The organism is Erythrobacter mangrovi, assembly GCF_013260645.1.
Taxonomy (GTDB): Bacteria; Pseudomonadota; Alphaproteobacteria; order Sphingomonadales; family Sphingomonadaceae; genus Qipengyuania; species Qipengyuania mangrovi.
On record NZ_CP053921.1, the window covers coordinates 1965953 to 1982080 of the forward strand.

The 16128-nt window shown below is 61.8% G+C and carries 14 protein-coding genes; 6 read left to right on the forward strand and 8 right to left on the reverse strand.

The features are described from left to right. Positions 1-3 precede the first annotated feature (3 nt). Together HQR01_RS10035 and HQR01_RS10040 are read left to right on the forward strand one after the other, a co-directional pair. Positions 4-405 carry a hypothetical protein gene (locus tag HQR01_RS10035; RefSeq protein ID WP_173214744.1) on the forward strand — a complete coding sequence of 134 codons (402 nt, stop codon included), beginning with the start codon at positions 4-6 and terminating at the stop codon, positions 403-405. Positions 406-526: 121 nt separating this feature from the next. Further along, a complete protein-coding gene (locus HQR01_RS10040) occupies positions 527-751 on the forward strand; it encodes a hypothetical protein (protein WP_173214745.1) in 225 nt (74 codons plus the stop codon). 201 nt (positions 752-952) lie between these two features. On the opposite strand, the gene HQR01_RS10045 is transcribed toward HQR01_RS10040, so the two are convergent. Continuing rightward, on the reverse strand, positions 953-1387 hold the full coding sequence (locus HQR01_RS10045) for an SH3 domain-containing protein (protein ID WP_234030119.1): 435 nt from the start codon (positions 1385-1387) through the stop codon (positions 953-955). Positions 1388-1539: 152 nt separating this feature from the next. Between HQR01_RS10045 and HQR01_RS10050 the strand changes: the two genes are divergently transcribed. Continuing rightward, on the forward strand, positions 1540-2556 hold the full coding sequence (locus tag HQR01_RS10050) for a 2-hydroxyacid dehydrogenase (RefSeq protein WP_173214747.1): 1017 nt from the start codon (positions 1540-1542) through the stop codon (positions 2554-2556). Between the two features lie 4 nt (positions 2557-2560). Here HQR01_RS10050 and HQR01_RS10055 read toward each other — a convergent pair whose 3' ends face one another. The 6 genes from HQR01_RS10055 to HQR01_RS10080 all read right to left on the reverse strand — a co-directional run bounded on the left by HQR01_RS10055 (position 2561) and on the right by HQR01_RS10080 (position 9823). Then, positions 2561-3016 carry a GNAT family N-acetyltransferase gene (locus HQR01_RS10055; RefSeq protein WP_234030120.1) on the reverse strand — a complete coding sequence of 152 codons (456 nt, stop codon included), beginning with the start codon at positions 3014-3016 and terminating at the stop codon, positions 2561-2563. A 2-nt stretch (positions 3017-3018) separates the two neighbouring features. Next, positions 3019-4425 (reverse strand): NAD(P)H-dependent flavin oxidoreductase, encoded by a 1407-nt coding sequence (locus HQR01_RS10060; RefSeq protein ID WP_173214748.1) that lies wholly within the window; start codon positions 4423-4425, stop codon positions 3019-3021. Further along, complete coding sequence (locus HQR01_RS10065; RefSeq protein ID WP_173214749.1) at positions 4425-5183, reverse strand: class I SAM-dependent methyltransferase; 759 nt, start codon at positions 5181-5183, stop codon at positions 4425-4427. The genes HQR01_RS10060 and HQR01_RS10065 overlap by 1 nt, the downstream gene beginning before the upstream one ends. After that, positions 5180-6307, reverse strand: coding sequence for a peptide chain release factor 2 (gene prfB, locus HQR01_RS10070; protein WP_173214750.1), 1128 nt, complete (start codon positions 6305-6307; stop codon positions 5180-5182). Before prfB ends, HQR01_RS10065 begins: the two co-directional genes overlap by 4 nt. A gap of 75 nt (positions 6308-6382) precedes the next feature. Then, positions 6383-8896 (reverse strand): penicillin-binding protein 1A, encoded by a 2514-nt coding sequence (locus HQR01_RS10075; RefSeq protein ID WP_173214751.1) that lies wholly within the window; start codon positions 8894-8896, stop codon positions 6383-6385. A 63-nt stretch (positions 8897-8959) separates the two neighbouring features. Continuing rightward, positions 8960-9823 carry an N-acetylmuramoyl-L-alanine amidase family protein gene (locus HQR01_RS10080; protein WP_173214752.1) on the reverse strand — a complete coding sequence of 288 codons (864 nt, stop codon included), beginning with the start codon at positions 9821-9823 and terminating at the stop codon, positions 8960-8962. Positions 9824-10271: 448 nt separating this feature from the next. Between HQR01_RS10080 and HQR01_RS10085 the strand changes: the two genes are divergently transcribed. Then, positions 10272-12959, forward strand: coding sequence for an Rne/Rng family ribonuclease (locus HQR01_RS10085; protein WP_173214753.1), 2688 nt, complete (start codon positions 10272-10274; stop codon positions 12957-12959). Positions 12960-13075: 116 nt separating this feature from the next. Here HQR01_RS10085 and HQR01_RS10090 read toward each other — a convergent pair whose 3' ends face one another. Beyond that, positions 13076-13711 (reverse strand): class I SAM-dependent methyltransferase, encoded by a 636-nt coding sequence (locus HQR01_RS10090; protein WP_173214754.1) that lies wholly within the window; start codon positions 13709-13711, stop codon positions 13076-13078. A gap of 142 nt (positions 13712-13853) precedes the next feature. On the opposite strand from HQR01_RS10090, the gene HQR01_RS10095 reads away from it, so the two are divergent. Together HQR01_RS10095 and HQR01_RS10100 are read left to right on the forward strand one after the other, a co-directional pair. Continuing rightward, positions 13854-14876 (forward strand): D-alanine--D-alanine ligase family protein, encoded by a 1023-nt coding sequence (locus HQR01_RS10095; RefSeq protein WP_173214755.1) that lies wholly within the window; start codon positions 13854-13856, stop codon positions 14874-14876. 7 nt (positions 14877-14883) lie between these two features. After that, positions 14884-16065: a sugar-transfer associated ATP-grasp domain-containing protein gene (locus HQR01_RS10100; protein WP_173214756.1), complete on the forward strand. Its 1182-nt coding sequence runs from the start codon at positions 14884-14886 to the stop codon at positions 16063-16065. Positions 16066-16128: the final 63 nt, after the last annotated feature.

Here is a 16128-nt window from a genome sequence, read left to right on the forward strand (position 1 = left end):
GATATGCGGATACTGCTACTGGCGACATCAATCATGGCACTTGCGGCCTGTTCAGGCGAAGCGCCTGCGCCTGCGGAGGAAGAGACTGCGGTTGAAGCACCGGCACCAGAAGGCGTCGTTGCCAACGGCTCACCTGCCGGTGCCTATGAAGTGACCAATGCCGACGGCACGACGATGACCGCCAACATCAACGCCGATGGGACATATTCCGATGTCGCGGCGGATGGGACCGTCGTCGAGGAAGGGACCTATGCGGTGGTCGATGGCAAGACCTGCTTCACTCCGACGACCGAAGGTGCGACGCCGATGTGCTTTACTGAATCGGAGCGGGCGGAGGATGGGTCCTTTACCGCAACGCCCGACGAAGGCGATCCGGTGACAGTCAAGCCGAAGACTGCGAGCTGAACTCCGGCACGAACCAAAGCAACAAGGGTTAGGGCGGCGGGAGTGATCCTGCCGCCCTTTTCCCTTTCGTGCCGCAAAAGCAGGCGGCACGACAGCCGGAGCTCCATCGAAGAGAGACCTGATGAGAACTGCTTTGGCCATTACCACCATCATCGCCTTGGCCGGTTGCAGCCAACAGGACACGCTCGCCGAAATCGCATTTGGCGCGCCGTCAAACGAAACTGCGCAAGACGACGTCGCTGGCACTTACAAAATCGTGCTCGCCGATGGGTCGGTGATGATCGAGACGATCGGAGCTGACGGAACCTATATCGACACTACCGAAGGTGGCGCAGAAACAGAATGAGGCAGGTGGCGACAGGAGGGCGAGACAATGTGCTTCGACTCCGATGGCGAGGAACCGGAGACCTGCTATACCGGCGGCGCCCCGGGCGCGGACGGCAGTTTCGAGATCAAGGATGCTGCAGGCCTGATCACTTCGTCAGTGACCCGGCTGGACCCGATATCGCCGACCGAGCCAGCAGAAGTCCCTTCGCAAGAGTGGTCCTTAGGGGTCGCCCGCACCCCACAGGCGGGCGGATCTGATCCAGCCACTACGCTTGGCGACGGTGAGTTCGCACCATCCGGCCTCGCAATCGCCCAAAACGCCCGAAACGCCTGGTTCGATCCGCCACTTGACCGCCGCACTGTCCGATGGAGCGTCGCGCAGCTCGGTTGCGCCTTTCCCGACAACGATCGCCCCACGGTCCGGGCTGAGCAGCCTCGCGACGACCCATCCCCGGGCTCCGTCCGGATCTTCGATGAGACGCCAGCCTTCAAGCACGCGGATCACCTTCACGGGCAATCCTGGACGGCGATAAACCCAGTCGATGCGATAATCTGCGCTAGGGCCCACACGCATATTGAGCTCGCTTGCACGGATGGTCGCCCAGTAGGGAACCTCGCGATCCTGCGCGGCAGCCGACACAGCAATCCCGAACATGGCGATCAATAAGAGGAGCGCACGCGCAATCATCGCTGGGCGCATACATGATTCCGGTCTCAGGCGGCAACTGCAAGCGGCGTGAAATGCGGCAGGTTTTCTCGTGGGGAGCTTGACCACCACCCTCGCCTGCTCATAGCTCTGTAGCCCAGATGGAACAGCCTAGCGACACGGTCACCAAGCGCCTTGAGCGCCGCCCGCGAGTCTTCGTGACGCGGCACCTGATGCCATCGGTGGAAGACCGGATGGCCGAGCTGTTCGACGTGACGCTCAACCGATCTGATACCCCGCTGACCCGCGACCAGCTCGTGGACGCAATGCAGGGTTGCGATGTGCTGGTACCGACGGTCACAGATCGCATCGACGCCGTACTGATCGGAGCCGCGGGGCCGGAGATGCGGTTGATCGCCAACTTCGGTGCGGGCACCGAACATATCGATCTCAAGGCTGCTGCCGCACGCAAGGTGATGGTTACCAACACCCCGGGCGTGTTCACCGACGATACCGCCGACATTGCGATGGAGATGATCATCGGCGTGCCCCGCCGGGTGCGCGAAGGCGTGCACCTTGTGCGCAGCGGCGAATGGTCAGGCTGGACCCCGACCTCGTTGCTCGGGCGCAAGCTCGGCGGCAAGGTGTTGGGCATAGTCGGAATGGGACGCATCGGGCAGGCGGTGGCGCACCGCGCGCGCGCCTTTGGGCTGGAGATCGTCTATCATAATCGCAAGCGGCTGCCCGAAGCGGTAGAACGGATGTTCTCGGCCACCTATGTCGAAACGCTCGACGAGCTGGTTGCCCGGGCCGATATCATCACCCTGCACTGCCCGGCCGGCCCAAACTCCCATCACATGATCGACGCCGGGCGGTTCGCCTTGATGAAAGAAGGCACCTGCCTGGTGAACACCGCGCGCGGCGATCTGATCGATCAGGAAGCACTGGTTACCGCCCTGGCCGAAGGTCGGCTGGCCGGCGTGGGCCTCGACGTCTATCCGGACGAACCCAATGTCGACCCGCGCCTGCTTGAGTACCCCAATGTCATGACGTTGCCCCATATCGGCAGTGCGACCCGTGAAGGCCGCGAGGAGTCGGGCCTAAAGGTCATCGCCAACATCCGTATGTGGGCCGATGGTCACCGCCCCCCCGATCAGGTGCTGACCGGCCTCGACTGAGGTATCAAAGCGCCTTTTCGTAAAAGATGTTGAACGCGGTTTCGCTGTAGTCTCCGAACGGTCCGCGGCGGACGAATCCGTTTCGCAGGTAGAGCCGATTGGCCGGCTCGAAGACCTCACCCGTACCGGTCTCCAGCAACAAGCTGGCATAACCGCGCTCGCGTGCGACAGCCACGATGTGATCGAGCAAGGCCTGGCCTGTCCCGCGCCGAAGGGCAGTGTCGGCAGTACGCATCGACTTGATCTCACCGCTCGTGGCGCTCAGCGCCATCAAGGCGCCAACGCCGAGCAAGGCGCCATCCTCTCGCGCTTCAAACACCGTCACCTCAGGCCGGTCCAACCCGGTCAGGTCCAGCGCGAAGGATGTCCCGGGCGGCGATGCCTCATACATCCGCCGCTGATGCACCGTTATGAGCTCGCGCACGTCGGCATCTGCTAGGCTTGCCACGCCGATACGCACGGTCAGTCTCCGGTCAGAATCCGGTCGACCAGTTCCTTCACCGTAGGAGTGAAGTTGTTCGAATAGAACGGGTCCTGCTTGAAGCGGTAGGCCGCGTGACCGGCGAAGGCGAGGTTTTCGTCCGGATCGCCACCGTGGGCGATATCTTGCAGCGTCTTCTGGATGCAGAAGCTGCGCGGGTCGGCAAGCCGCCCGGTGGTGTGATCGTCGTGGTCCTTCCAGCTCGAGAACTGGCAGTGCGACAGGCAGCCCATGCAACCCTGCTGGTCGGCCCGGATTTGCTCAGCGCTTTCGGGGGTAACGAAGACCACCGTGTTCTCGGGGGTCTTGAGGGGTTCGGTAAAGCCCTCGTGCATCCACGCCAGGGCCTTGCGCTGGTCGCCCGGGTGGACCCAGAAATACTTGGCCTTGCCGTGGTCGGCGAGCGGGACGGTGCCGTCTTCCTCGTCGCGCTTGAAGATCGGGATTTGCCGTTCCGACCGATGGATCAGGTCGTAGAGGAACGGCGTCTTCACGGCGCTCGAATAGAAACCGGTCGGGCTGAACTTGTGCAGCAGCACATCGCCCGGCTCGACCGTGCGAAGCATGTCCTTCCACACCTGCGGGATCGGGCTCTCATGGGTGAGCAGCGGACGCGTGCCGAACTGGAAGGCAATCTTGCCCAGTTCGGGATTATCGATCCAGTTCTCCCACTCGCGCAGGAACCAGACGCCGCCAGCCATGACGATCGCGGTATCCTCGCTGACGCCTTCGGCACGCATCGTGTCGCGCAGCGCCTTCACTCGCGGATAGGGATCCTCGGGTTTTTCCGGGTCCTCCGCATTGGAAAGACCGTTGTGCCCGCCGGCCAACCAGGGGTCTTCGTAGACCACTGCCGCCATCAGTTCGGGTACTTTCGAATAGCTGCGCTTCCACAGTGCACGGAAGGCACGCGCCGAACTGATTATCGGCAGGTAATTGACGTTGAAGCGCGCGGCGATTTCGGCGAGTTTGTAGGGCATGCCCGCACCACAGGTGACGCCGGTAATAAGGCCCTTGCAGTTCTCTAGAACGCCCTCGAGAACCTGCTGCGCTCCACCCATTTCCCACAGCACGTTGATGTTGATCGCACCCTTGCCGTCGGCGATCTCATAGGCGCGCTTGACCTGTTCGGTGGCACCGTCAATCCCGTAGCGGACGAGCTGCTCGAAGCGCTCCTTGCGGGTGGCCTGCGGATAGACCTGGGGGATCGGGTTGCCGTCCTCGTCATAGGTATCGGCATTCACCGCGCTGACAGTACCGATTCCGCCTGCAGCAGCCCATGCGCCGGAACTGGCATGATTCGTTGCGGAAACCCCCTTGCCCCCTTCCACCAGCGGCCAGACCTCTCGGCCGCCGTATAGAATTGGGCTCAACCCCTTGAAACTCATTATACTTTCTCTCTCTTGGTTGGGCGCAGCCTGCGCGCCTCACCCGTTGCAGCTCTTTCGCTGCGACACGGTTTGATCTCTCCCGGCTCGGGCCTGCTAGCCGCTGCCTTGAATTGTGCATAGTAGCCCAGCAATTCAGGGGCGTCCTTGAACTCTACAAGCTCATAGCCAACCCGCTCGAACTCGCAGGACAGCAACAAAGGGTCGATCCCATGCTGATCGGTGGGCCGGTCGATGTCGACCACCACAACCTCGCCACCCTTGCGCAACGCTGGCCACATCCGCCAGAGGAACTCGTAGGGTTGCTCGATCTCGTGGTACATATGGACCATGAAAATCCGGTCGAAACTGTTCTCTGGCAGCTTCGGATCGGCCGGATCCCCACGCAGGATCGAGACGTTCTCCAACCCTTCGCGTTCGACCCTTCGGCCAAGCCGGGCCAGCGCATCGCCATCGATGTCCTGCGCCAGCACCCGGCCATCCACGCCGACCCGTTCGGCAAGCCTGACCGTATAGTAGCCATTGCCTGCGCCGATATCCGCGACGGTCATGCCATCCTTGATGTCGGCCAGGTCCATCACCGTCCGGGCCTCACCGCGATTGTCGCGCTGGGTCTCGGTCGAAACCTGGTAACTGCCCTTGCCCGATACCGGGCGATCGGGCTTGGGGAACGACTGCTGCTCGGGAGCAAAGGGCGTTCCATCGCAAGCCGCGCAAAGGATTGCGAGAGGGGTAAGGAGCGCGAGGCCGAGCCTCACTCGACGTCCTCCACCTCAACCGCTTCACCGGTCACGCGCTGGGCCAGAGCAGCCGAAATGAACGGGTCGAGCGCACCGTCAAGTACGTCGTCCGGCGTGGGTGAGGTAACCCCGGTGCGTAGGTCCTTGACCATCTGGTACGGCTGCAGGACGTAGCTGCGGATCTGGTGGCCCCAACCGATCTCGCTCTTTTCCTGGTATTCCCCGCTGGCCACAGCTTCGCGTTCCGCCATTTCACGCTCGAACAGGCGGGCCTTGAGCATATTCATCGCCGTGGCGCGGTTCTTGTGCTGGCTGCGGTCGTTCTGGCTGGCAACCACGATCCCGGTCGGCACGTGCGTGATACGAACCGCGGAATCGGTAGTGTTGACGTGCTGGCCGCCGGCACCCGAAGCTCGGTAGGTGTCGATCTTCAGATCGCTCTCGTTGATCTGGATGTCGATGTCGTCATCGATCACCGGATAGACCCAGACCGAGCTGAAGCTGGTATGGCGACGCGCAGAGCTGTCGTAGGGGCTGATACGAACCAGGCGATGGACACCGCTTTCGGTCTTCGCATAGCCATAGGCGTTCTCGCCCTTGAGCAGCAGCGTAGCGCTCTTGATCCCCGCCTGATCGCCCGCCTGGTACTCGACGGTCTCAACCTTGAAACCCTTCCGCTCGGCCCAGCGCGCATACATGCGGAACAGCATTTCGGCCCAGTCCTGGCTTTCGGTCCCACCGGCGCCGGCGTGGATCTCAACGTAAGTGTCGTTGCCATCAGCCTCGCCCGAAAGCAGCGCCTGAACCTTGTCCTTGTCCGCGCGATCCGCAAGCCCGGCGAGCGTCGCCATGCCATCGCGTACGACATCGTCTTCGGCTTCGGCTTCGCCCATTTCCACGAACTCGATCGCGTCAGCCATTTCGCTCTCGATCTCGCGAACGGTCTTGATCGCGGTTTCGAGGCGCTTCTGTTCCTGGGTGATCGCCTGCGCCTGCTTGGGATCGTCCCACAGTTTCGGATCCTGCACGCGGGCGTCGAGCTCGTCGAGGCGGCGCAGGGCGCGTTCCCAGTCAAGCGACTGCCGCACCAGCGCCAATGCCGCTTCGATCCTCTCGATATGGGCCTGCCCTTCGGCACGCATGGAAAATTCCTTCAGTCCAGTGGTCCCGCCCCCTAGCGCGCGGACCGTGATTGTAAAGCTGTGGGGGAAATGCGGCTAGTAGACGCCGCCCTGTTCCTCGACAAAGTCTCCCGGCCGCTGGCTTTGGCCATCGCCGTTCCCTTGCCCCAGCTCATCACCCTCGCGCGCACGCCGGATAAGCTCGAGAATCTCATTCCGTTTCGCCGCGATAGCGTCAGAACGCGTAGCGCGCGGCGGTTCAGTATCTGGCTTGAAGGCCTCCCAGATGATCGCGGCCTTGGGATCCTCGGTCGGAGTACCCTCAAATACCCGCTTGCCGCTGACCCGGTCAATCTTGACCATACGCACGCCTGGCGGGGCGACAAAATCTTCGGCGACCCACCGCTTGCGCGTTTCCTGGACGAACTGCTTCATGATCGGACCGGCGGTGTTCCCACCTTGGACCCAACCACCCAGGTTCCGCGGCTGATCGAAGCCGACATACATTCCTGCGATGATATCAGGCGAGCCCCCAACGAACCACGCATTGGTCGGACCGCTGGTGGTCCCGGTCTTTCCGAACAACGGCAAGTTCAGGTCACGCAGCCGCACCGCGGTGCCACGTGTGACCACCCCCTGAAGCATGTGGACCACCTGAAAGGCCGTGCGCGGGTCAAGCACCTGTTTGCCCGACGGTTCGAAACGCGGCATCGGCTTGCCGTCCCACTGGTCCATATTGCAGCCGTTGCAGTCGCGTTTGTCGGCCCGGTAAATCACCTTGCCGCGGCGATCCTGGACATAGTCGATGACAGTCCCTTCGTTCTGGCGTCCCCAGTTGGCGAGCGCGGCATAGGCATTGACCATCCGTGCCACGGTGGTGTCGCCTGCACCCAGAGCGAAGGCGTAATAGGGTTCATAGCTACCGATGCCGACGCGCTCGAAGGTTTGGATGACATTCGGCATCCCGGTCATGTCGGCAATGTGGACCGTCATGAGGTTACGGCTCTGCTCGAGGCCCCAACGCATCGTATGCACCCCACCGCCACCTCCACCGAAGTTGCGGAAGCACTTCTCGCCCAGGTTCGCCCCCTGATAGACACAAAAGGTCTGGTCCGGAACCTGGGTGGCGGGCGTCATTCCCTGATCCAACCCTGCGGCATAGACAAACGGCTTGATCGTAGACCCTGGCTGGCGCAGCGCCTGTGTCGCGCGGTTGAAGGCACCCAATCGGCTGTCAAAGCCGCCTTGCATGGCGAGAATCCGGCCCGTCTGGGGCGCTTCAGCCAGGAAGGCACCCGAAACCTCAGGCACGCCACGCAGTACGTAGCCATTGCCCGATGGAACCGACGCAACAACGTCACCCACCTTCAAAGTCGCCGGAGGATCGACCAGCGAGTAGTCCTTGCCGTCGGTAAAACCGATCATCGCGGAGCTGCCGGCCGACACAATCACGCCGATCCGCCAATTTTCATAGCTGATCGAAAGGTTCGACGAAGCTAGCTGCGAATGCAGGTCTCCGTTTTCGGGGTTAAGGGTCGCAATCGGCCCGGTGAAGCCGCGATTGCCATGATAGCGCAGCAGTCCTGCACGTAGTGAGTCCCTGGCCGCGTTCTGCAATTCCATATCGAGCGAGGTACGCACCCACAGACCGCCAGAATAGACGCTATTCGGACCCGCCTCTGCCGTTTCACCGAACTTGTCGATCAACTGGCGGCGGACTTCTTCGAGGAAGTACCCCGCATCCGCCGACCGTTCGCGGCGCTGCTGGACCAAGCCAAGTGGCTCCGCCTTCGCCTGGTCAGCTGCCTGCGCGGTGATGAAATCGTTCGCGACCATCTGGTCGAGCACGAAATTGCGCCGTTCGATCGCCAATCGTTCAAATTTCGTTCGACCGTAGCGCTCCGGTGCCTTGGGAAGGATCGCAAGAAATGCGGCTTCGTGGAGATCGAGATCATCGACATCCTTATCGAAATAGGCACGGGCAGCTGCCTGAACTCCGAAACTGCGGCGGCCAAGCGGGATCTCATTGAGGTAAAGTTCAAGGATCTCGTCCTTGGTCAGCACGCTTTCGATGCGTGTCGCTAGGATCATTTCCTTGAGCTTGCGGGTAACCGAATATTCGTCGCCCAGTAATAGGTTCTTCGCAACCTGTTGTGTGATGGTCGAACCGCCAACGGCCCGTTCACCCGATCCGACCTTCAGCGCGTAGTCGACTACTGCCCCCAGAGTACCGGTGATGTCGACGCCTCCGTGGGTGAAAAAGGTCTTGTCTTCCGCCGAAAGGAAAGCTTCGATCAATTGCTGCGGGAAATCCACATACTGCAGCTGCACCCGACGTTCGCGAGCGTAGGAATGGACGATTTCACCATCGATGCCACGCACCACCGTGGGCAACGGCGTTTCGTAATCGACCAGCGACTCTGCGTCCGGCAAATTCCGGGCCAAGGTCGCCCAGGCGAGTACCAAAAGCACCAGCCCGATGCCCGCAGCATAACTCGCAACGCGCAACCGGCGACTGTGCGCCCAATTGTCCTGGAACCACGCATAGAGTCGCTGCGGATCGCGGCTGATGCGGTATCGAATATAGTCTAGGGAAAGCTGTTCGGACATGGTTTGAGCTGCGCCTCTAGCACGCCCTCTTGGCAAATCGCCAGACGGAACAATGCGACCAGCTCAGCTTTCTACACGACGCGCAAAATAGATACGGATGGCCCGCGCCACGACCTCGGCAAAGTGTTGGCGCCCTTCCCGTGATGAAAGGCGCCGCGCTTCCGACGCGTTCGTGATGAAGCCACTCTCGAACAATACCGAGGGCACATCGGGTGCGCGCAGCACCTTGAGCGCAGCCGAACGCAGGGGTTGCGGGTGAAATTCGATGACGCCCTCCCCTTCGCGGCGGATTAAGCCGGCCAACTCGTTTGACTGTTCCTGCGCGAGGCGTTGCGACAATTCGACCAGAATCGGCGTAACGGTGTCGCTCTGGTCGCCGAGTTCCAGCCCGTTCAGGCGATCCGAAGCGTTTTCGCGTTCGGCATAGCGGGCCGCGGCCTCACTCGATGCCTCTTCGGACAGTGTATAGATACTTGCCCCGTTCACCTCACTAGCGTCGCCGGCGCTGTCGGCGTGGATTGAGATGAACAGGTCAGCACCAAGCCGACGGGCTATCTCGAACCGTTCGGCGTGAAGCAGGTAACAATCATCGCTGCGTGTAAGCGCAACGCGAAACCCTCCTGTCCTTTCGAGTTCGGAACGCAATTCCTTGGCCAGCGAAAGTACGAGATCCTTCTCGATCAATCCCTGGCCGGAAGCACCGGGATCATGGCCGCCGTGTCCGGGATCGATCACGATCAGCGGCAGCGCCGCATCACCCTGCACCACTGGGAGAGCCAGTGCCGCATCGACTTTGGGGAGCACGGCGTGGATCACATAGCCGCGTCCGATTTCAGGTACGGGCACGCGCTGGGCGGTGGCGATCAGCAACGCTGCAATCGCCAACGGGACCAGCACAAGGCCAAGGATTTGTGCGCGGATCGACATGCCCTTGCGTGGTTACGACTATGTTATCCAAACGTGCAATATGGTTGCCGCGCGAAACCCACGGTGCTAGCGATCGCTCATCGGTTATCCGGTGCCTCCGATCGGCGCGAAAATCCGCGACGAAGAGGGACATCGCGAAAACCACCTATCCTGGCCGGGCGTTTCAAGGCACCCGGTCAAATCGCAAACAGGTTGATGCCGGACATGCCTCGTTCCTCCCCGATTTCTGCAGTAAAGGCCTCTTGCCTTGCTGCAGCCATGTCGGGCCGGACAGCGCAATCGCAGCGCACGGGCACTCCCGCAGTCACGAATACCCGGCTTCGCGCACACCTGCGCAGCTGCCGGTCCGCATACGCCGCTTATCCCTCGAAGGGACGCGGAATCACCAACATGAAGCGCCGCGCAGAGGCAGGGTCCGCCCCGCCCGGCAGCGGCTGGAGAATATTACATGGCCACGCGCATGCTTATCGATGCGCGCCACCAGGAAGAAACCCGGGTGGCGGTGCTCAAGGGCAACCGGATTGAAGAATTCGATTTCGAATCTGCCGATCACAGGCAGATCAAAGGCAACATCTACCTCGCCAAGGTAACCAGGGTCGAACCGTCGCTGCAGGCGGCGTTCGTGGACTTCGGCGGCAATCGCCACGGCTTTCTAGCCTTCAGCGAAATTCACCCCGACTACTACCAGATCCCCAAGGAAGATCGCGAAGCGCTGCTCGCTGCCGAGGCCGAGGTGGCCGAGGAAGAGGCGCGCCTGCGCGAAGAGGAAGAAGACCGCGGCGAAATGCCCGGCGACGAATATGACGCGGAGGATGAAAGCTCCGAGCAGCTCGCCGAGGAGTTCGCCGAGGACGGGCTTGAGGAGGTTGACACCTCCGACAAGGACGAGGTCGCTACGATCGAAGACGGTCACGTCGAGAATGGCTTCTCCGACGAGGATGAAGGCGAGAACGGCGACGACGAGAATGATGGCGACGACGCTGACGCTGAGGCCGAGAGCGAAAGCCGCGGTCGCGGGCGCAAGGGTCGCGGCCGTCGCCAGGGCAAGGGCGGCCGCAGTCGCGCCAAGGAAGTCGACGAAGCCCGTGCCAGGCGCATGGCCTTGCGTCGCCGTTACAAGATCCAGGACGTCATCCAGCGCCGCCAGGTTCTCCTGGTCCAGGTCGTCAAGGAAGAGCGCGGCAACAAGGGTGCCGCGCTGACGACCTATCTCAGCCTCGCCGGGCGCTACACGGTGCTGATGCCCAATAGCAGCCACGGTGGTGGGATCAGCCGCAAGATTTCGAGCGCGCAGGACCGCAAGCGCCTGAAGCAAATCGTTTCCGACCTGACGCTGCCTAAGTCGATGGGCCTGATCGTCCGAACTGCCGGCCTCCAGCGCACCAAGCCGGAGATCAAGCGCGACTTCGATTATCTGGCCCGCCTGTGGGACGAAATTCGCGAGAGGACCCTGGCATCCGCCGCGCCGACGCTGATCCATTCGGACAGTGACCTCATCAAGCGCGCCATCCGCGACATCTACAACAAGGAAATCGAGGAAGTCGTCGTCGAAGGCGAGACCGGCTACAAATCGGCCAAGGAATTCATGAAGCTGCTAATGCCGAGCCACGCGCGCCGGGTAAAGCAGTACGCCGATCCCGTTCCGCTTTTCCAGCGCTATGGCGCGGAAGACCAGCTCAAGGCGATGTACGACCCGGTCGTCCAGCTGAAGAGCGGCGGCTATCTCGTAATCAACCCGACCGAAGCGCTGGTGTCGATCGACATCAACTCGGGCCGCTCCACCAAGGAGCATAATATCGAGCAGACCGCGCTCTCGACCAATCTCGAGGCCGCGCGCGAAATTGCCCGCCAGCTGCGCTTGCGCGACATGGCTGGGCTCGTGGTCATCGACTTCATCGACCAGGAGCACCACTCGAACACCCGCAAGGTCGAGAAGGCAATGAAGGAAGCGCTCAAGCACGATCGTGCGCGCATTCAGGTTGGCCGGATTTCGAGCTTTGGCTTGATGGAAATGAGCCGCCAGCGACTGCGCACCGGCGTTCTCGAAGCAACCACGCGCGATTGCCCGCACTGCGACGGTACCGGTCTGGTCCGCACGGCTTCATCGGCCGGCCTTTCGGCGCTGCGCCTGATCGAGGAAGAAGCGGCCAAGGGACGCGGGACGATCATCACGCTGGGTGCGAGCACCGAGGCGGCAGTCTACCTGCTCAACGAGAAGCGCGCCGACCTGATGGAAATCGAGGACCGCTATGGCGTCCAGGTCGTCGTTCGCCCCGAAGGCGAGGACGAAGGCGCCAAGATGAGCGTTTCGAGCTCGGGCCCGCGTCCAACGACCGTTCCGAAGTTCGAGCCTATCGTCGAGGAAGAAGAGGACGAGGTCGAACTCGAGACCGACGGCGATGAAGAAGACGACGACGCCGTAGAGGGCGAAACCGAGGCCGAAGCCGAGGAGCGCCGCAGCAAGAAGCGTCGCCGCCGTCGTGGCGGTCGCGGTCGCAACAAGCGTCGCGACGAAAATGGCGAGGGCGAGGCCAGCGAAAGCCGGGACGAAAACGACGAGGACGGCGAAGAGCGTTCCGCCGAGAGCGAGGACGAGGACGGCGAGGATCGTCCGAAGAAGCGCCGCCGTCGGGGCGGTCGTCGCAGGGGCGGACGTGGTCGGGGCAATCGTACCGACGAGCAGGGCGAAGAAGACGGCGACCAGTTGACTGAGGTTTCCGAACAGGTTGCCGAGGACATGGCAGTGGTCGCTGGCCCCGAGGATTCGCCGCAGACGGCGGAAGCCGTTGCTGAGGAAGAAGCGCCCAAGCCCAAGGCCAAGCGCACCCGCAAGAAGAAGGTCGAAGAAGCACCGGTTGAACCCGTGGCTGAGACCGAGGCCCCCGCGGCGGAGGAACCCGCGCCCAAACCGAAGCGGACCCGCAAGAAGAAGGTCGAGGAAGCACCCGTCGAGGCTGCTGTCGAACCGACTGCTGAGGAGGAGCCAGCTCCTAAACCCAAGCGGGCTCGTAAGAAGAAGGTCGAGCCCGAAGAACAAGTAACTGCCGAAGCCGAGGCGCCCGCTCCCGAAACGCCAGTTGCCGAAGGCGAGGAGAAGCCCCGCCGCGGCTGGTGGCAACGGACCTTCGGCGAATAGCCATTGCTGAACCCCGTCGGTCACTGGGCGCAATCTAAGCGTCGCAGTGCCGACGGGGGCCCAGTTTTCCTCCGAATTTCTGTGCAGGTACTAAACCGGCGCCTAATCTGGGGGGATCAGGCGCTCTCTTTACGGGCCACACCCCATTCCATCCAACCCATCACGCGCGGAGTCTTGGGTAGATAGGATTGCCCTAGCGGTTCCACGGCGAAACCTGCCCCCCGAAGCGCCGAGCCGATCGGTCGCGTCAGGTGGCACCCTCCGGCCAACGGCTTCCAGATCGGCTCAATCCGCTCCTGCCACTTCGCAACGCCCGCGTCGGGCGCCTTGCCGTGTTCAAGGAACAGCAGCTTGCCACCGGGTTTGAGGATGCGCCGCAACTCGGATAGGACCTGCGCCGGATCTTCGACGGAACACAGCGTATAGGTGCAAACGACCGTATCGAAGCTGCAGTCGCTGAAAGGGATGGCCTCGCCCACACCCTGGCGCAGATCGACCCGCCAACCCTTGCGGCCAGCTTCATGGCGCGCGCCCTCGAGCAGCTTTTGATGCGGATCGATACCACTGAAGCTCGTCACCCGCTCGGTGTCGTAGAACTGCTGGTTCAGTCCGCCCCCGCAGCCGATCTCGAACACGCTGCCATCCGCCAATGGGACAAGCTGACTGCGTCGCTTCTCGATCCCTGGCTGCCCGCAGGCCAAGGTGATGAGGCGCGGCATGACATGCGCATCGTACCAATTCTTCAGGCTCATTCCGCCCCTCTCTAACCCTCGTACAAGCAGGCTATCGCGTTCCGCCTTTGCGGCAAGAAGAATTTCTCCCGTCACAAAGCACTGGCGATGCGTCGACGCGCGCATTAAGGCCGCCCCAATCACAGCAAACGAGCCTCCCAGAATGACCTCTTCGATCGCACCCCTCCGTATTCTCCAGGAAGCCAAGGACCGCATCCGCCTCCTGTTCATGGCCAAGCACGCCCTGTTCGGCGGTGGGATGCACCCGGAAGATGGCAATCACGCGATCTACCATCATGAGGTCCGCAGCACGCTTGAGGGGCTGGACCTCAACCTGACGCTCGCGAACAACTACGAAGTCCTGTTCACCAAGCCTGACGTCGACTTCGTCTTCCCACTGCTGAATCGCGGCGGTTTCGTGAACAGCGAAATGCTGATCCCGATCCTGTGCAACAAGCACGGCATTCCCTATCTGGGGGCGATGCCGTTCCTGCGTGGCTTGGGTGACGACAAGTCGGTCTCCAAGCTGGTTTGCCAGCACGCTGGCGTGCCCACTGCACCTTGGTTCTGCTATCGTCGCGGCGCTCCCGTGCGCGAGGAAAGCCTGCCGCCAAGCCCGAAGGGTCGCTGGGTGATCAAACCGAACGCATCTTCAGCCAGCTGGGGCATTTCCGACGCACACGACTGGACGGGCGTCGCCAACGCCGTGTGGGACATCCATACGCAGGGCCACGATGCGATCGTCGAGCCCTACCTCAACGGCTACGATGTGCAGTGTGCCTTCATTACCATCAAGGACGAGCCGATTGCGCTGCCGATGCTGTGGTACGAGCGTGAAGATACCCAGCGCCTGTGGACCTATTATGAAAAGCGCGACCTGGTCGAAAACAAGGAAAAGGCCGCGCTTAAGCGCTTCGACGATCCGGAGCTGGCCCCCAAGATCGAAGCCTTCGCAAAGCGCGTGGCGCAGGAGTTCGTGCCGTTCGATTACGGCCGGATCGAATTCCGGCTCGACCTCGACACCGGCGAGATCAACTTCATCGAGATCAACCTCAACTGCAATTTGTGGTCCGAAAAGGTCATGGCCAAGGCTGCGGGCCATGCCGGCTTCAGCCACGCGGACCTGCTCGAGACCCTGCTGGCAGAGAGCTGGCGGCGCAACGGATTGATGGCAGATTACGCCTGATGCCGCGATGCGAAGGGTCTACGACCGGCTTAGGCTGAACTTCTTCCTCTATCCCGGTATTATCCGCTTCCGAGCGGCGGATTTCCTGCACCCGTATTACGAGTGGCGGAAGGAGCAGCTCGGACCAGCGCGAATCATGCTCAATGCGTTGATCTTCGCGTGGTTCTGGATCTGGATACCGTTACGGGCCCGAAGCGCGGCAAAGGTCTGGGAGAAGGACGCGAGCTGGCGCAAACACATCATTCCCTTGGCGCGACGCTGGATGACCGACCCCTTCGAGTTTGCGATTTTCGACATTGGTTGCGAGAACGATCTGCGGGTCATCAAGCGCAGGATGGAACAGGTTCCGGTCATTCGCACTATGGAGAGCTACGGCTCCGACCATCGCGAGGACTTGCTGGACAAGGAGCAGTTCCAGCGAGCCTGCGAGAATGCGGGCTTGCGGGTCCCCTACCTCTATGCGGAGATTATCGAAGGCCGGGTACACTTGCGGCGTTCCCTTCCTCTCGAAGCTACGGTGCTTGTCAAACCGACACGCGGATCCGGCGGCCGAGGAATTGCCGTCTACCCTGCCAAGCAATTCGCGCAGAACTGCCCTCTTCCTTCAGACCTTCGCGAAGGGCATTGGCTGGTACAGAAGCATTGCACGGCCCATCCGACGATTGTCGATCTTGCTCTCGACGCCTTGCCGACACTGCGGATCACTACGATCCTCGATGAACGAAGCATTCCCGAGGTCGTTTCGACCACGCTCCGTTACCCGGCACGTCGCGGAGTCGCAGTCGACAATGGCCACGCTGGAGGACTTATTGCCCCCGTGAGCATGGAAGCAGGCATTCTGGGCGAAGGCCTTTCCGGCTGGAAACCTGGGCGCTATCCGGTTCATCCGGAAACGGGCGGAGTGATCATAGGTCGGCAACTTCCAGATTGGCGGGCAGCATTGGATTTGGCCAGAGATGCTCATGCCAAGCTCTTTCCAGAACAAGTCATCGTTGGATGGGACATCGGTGTCGCACGCGATGGCCCAGTACTGATCGAAGCGAACCAGCGTCCTGCCGTCCGCCTCACACAACGCGCCGCGGGTGGTGGGATCGGTACGATGCGCTATGGCGAGCTTCTGTCCTGGCATCTCGATCGGGCAGTTCGGATGCATCCAGACCGTTCAATGCGATTCCTCTCGCACGGGTAGCTCGGGAATTTCGCATAATCCGCGCAGGCAGTGCTTTCCTACCCGCATACACCAGAGGATGGA

Bases quoted from the DNA above. Each gene is read 5' to 3' on its own strand.
- HQR01_RS10035 (WP_173214744.1), top strand. From the start codon at position 4: ATGCGGATACTGCTACTGGCGACATCAATCATGGCACTTGCGGCCTGT.
- HQR01_RS10040 (WP_173214745.1), top strand. From the start codon at position 527: ATGAGAACTGCTTTGGCCATTACCACCATCATCGCCTTGGCCGGTTGC.
- HQR01_RS10045 (WP_234030119.1), bottom strand. From the start codon at position 1,387: ATGTTCGGGATTGCTGTGTCGGCTGCCGCGCAGGATCGCGAGGTTCCC.
- HQR01_RS10050 (WP_173214747.1), top strand. From the start codon at position 1,540: ATGGAACAGCCTAGCGACACGGTCACCAAGCGCCTTGAGCGCCGCCCG.
- HQR01_RS10060 (WP_173214748.1), bottom strand. From the start codon at position 4,425: ATGAGTTTCAAGGGGTTGAGCCCAATTCTATACGGCGGCCGAGAGGTC.
- prfB (WP_173214750.1), bottom strand. From the start codon at position 6,307: ATGCGTGCCGAAGGGCAGGCCCATATCGAGAGGATCGAAGCGGCATTG.
- HQR01_RS10075 (WP_173214751.1), bottom strand. From the start codon at position 8,896: ATGTCCGAACAGCTTTCCCTAGACTATATTCGATACCGCATCAGCCGC.
- HQR01_RS10080 (WP_173214752.1), bottom strand. From the start codon at position 9,823: ATGTCGATCCGCGCACAAATCCTTGGCCTTGTGCTGGTCCCGTTGGCG.
- HQR01_RS10085 (WP_173214753.1), top strand. From the start codon at position 10,272: ATGGCCACGCGCATGCTTATCGATGCGCGCCACCAGGAAGAAACCCGG.
- HQR01_RS10090 (WP_173214754.1), bottom strand. From the start codon at position 13,711: ATGAGCCTGAAGAATTGGTACGATGCGCATGTCATGCCGCGCCTCATC.
- HQR01_RS10095 (WP_173214755.1), top strand. From the start codon at position 13,854: ATGACCTCTTCGATCGCACCCCTCCGTATTCTCCAGGAAGCCAAGGAC.
- HQR01_RS10100 (WP_173214756.1), top strand. From the start codon at position 14,884: ATGCGAAGGGTCTACGACCGGCTTAGGCTGAACTTCTTCCTCTATCCC.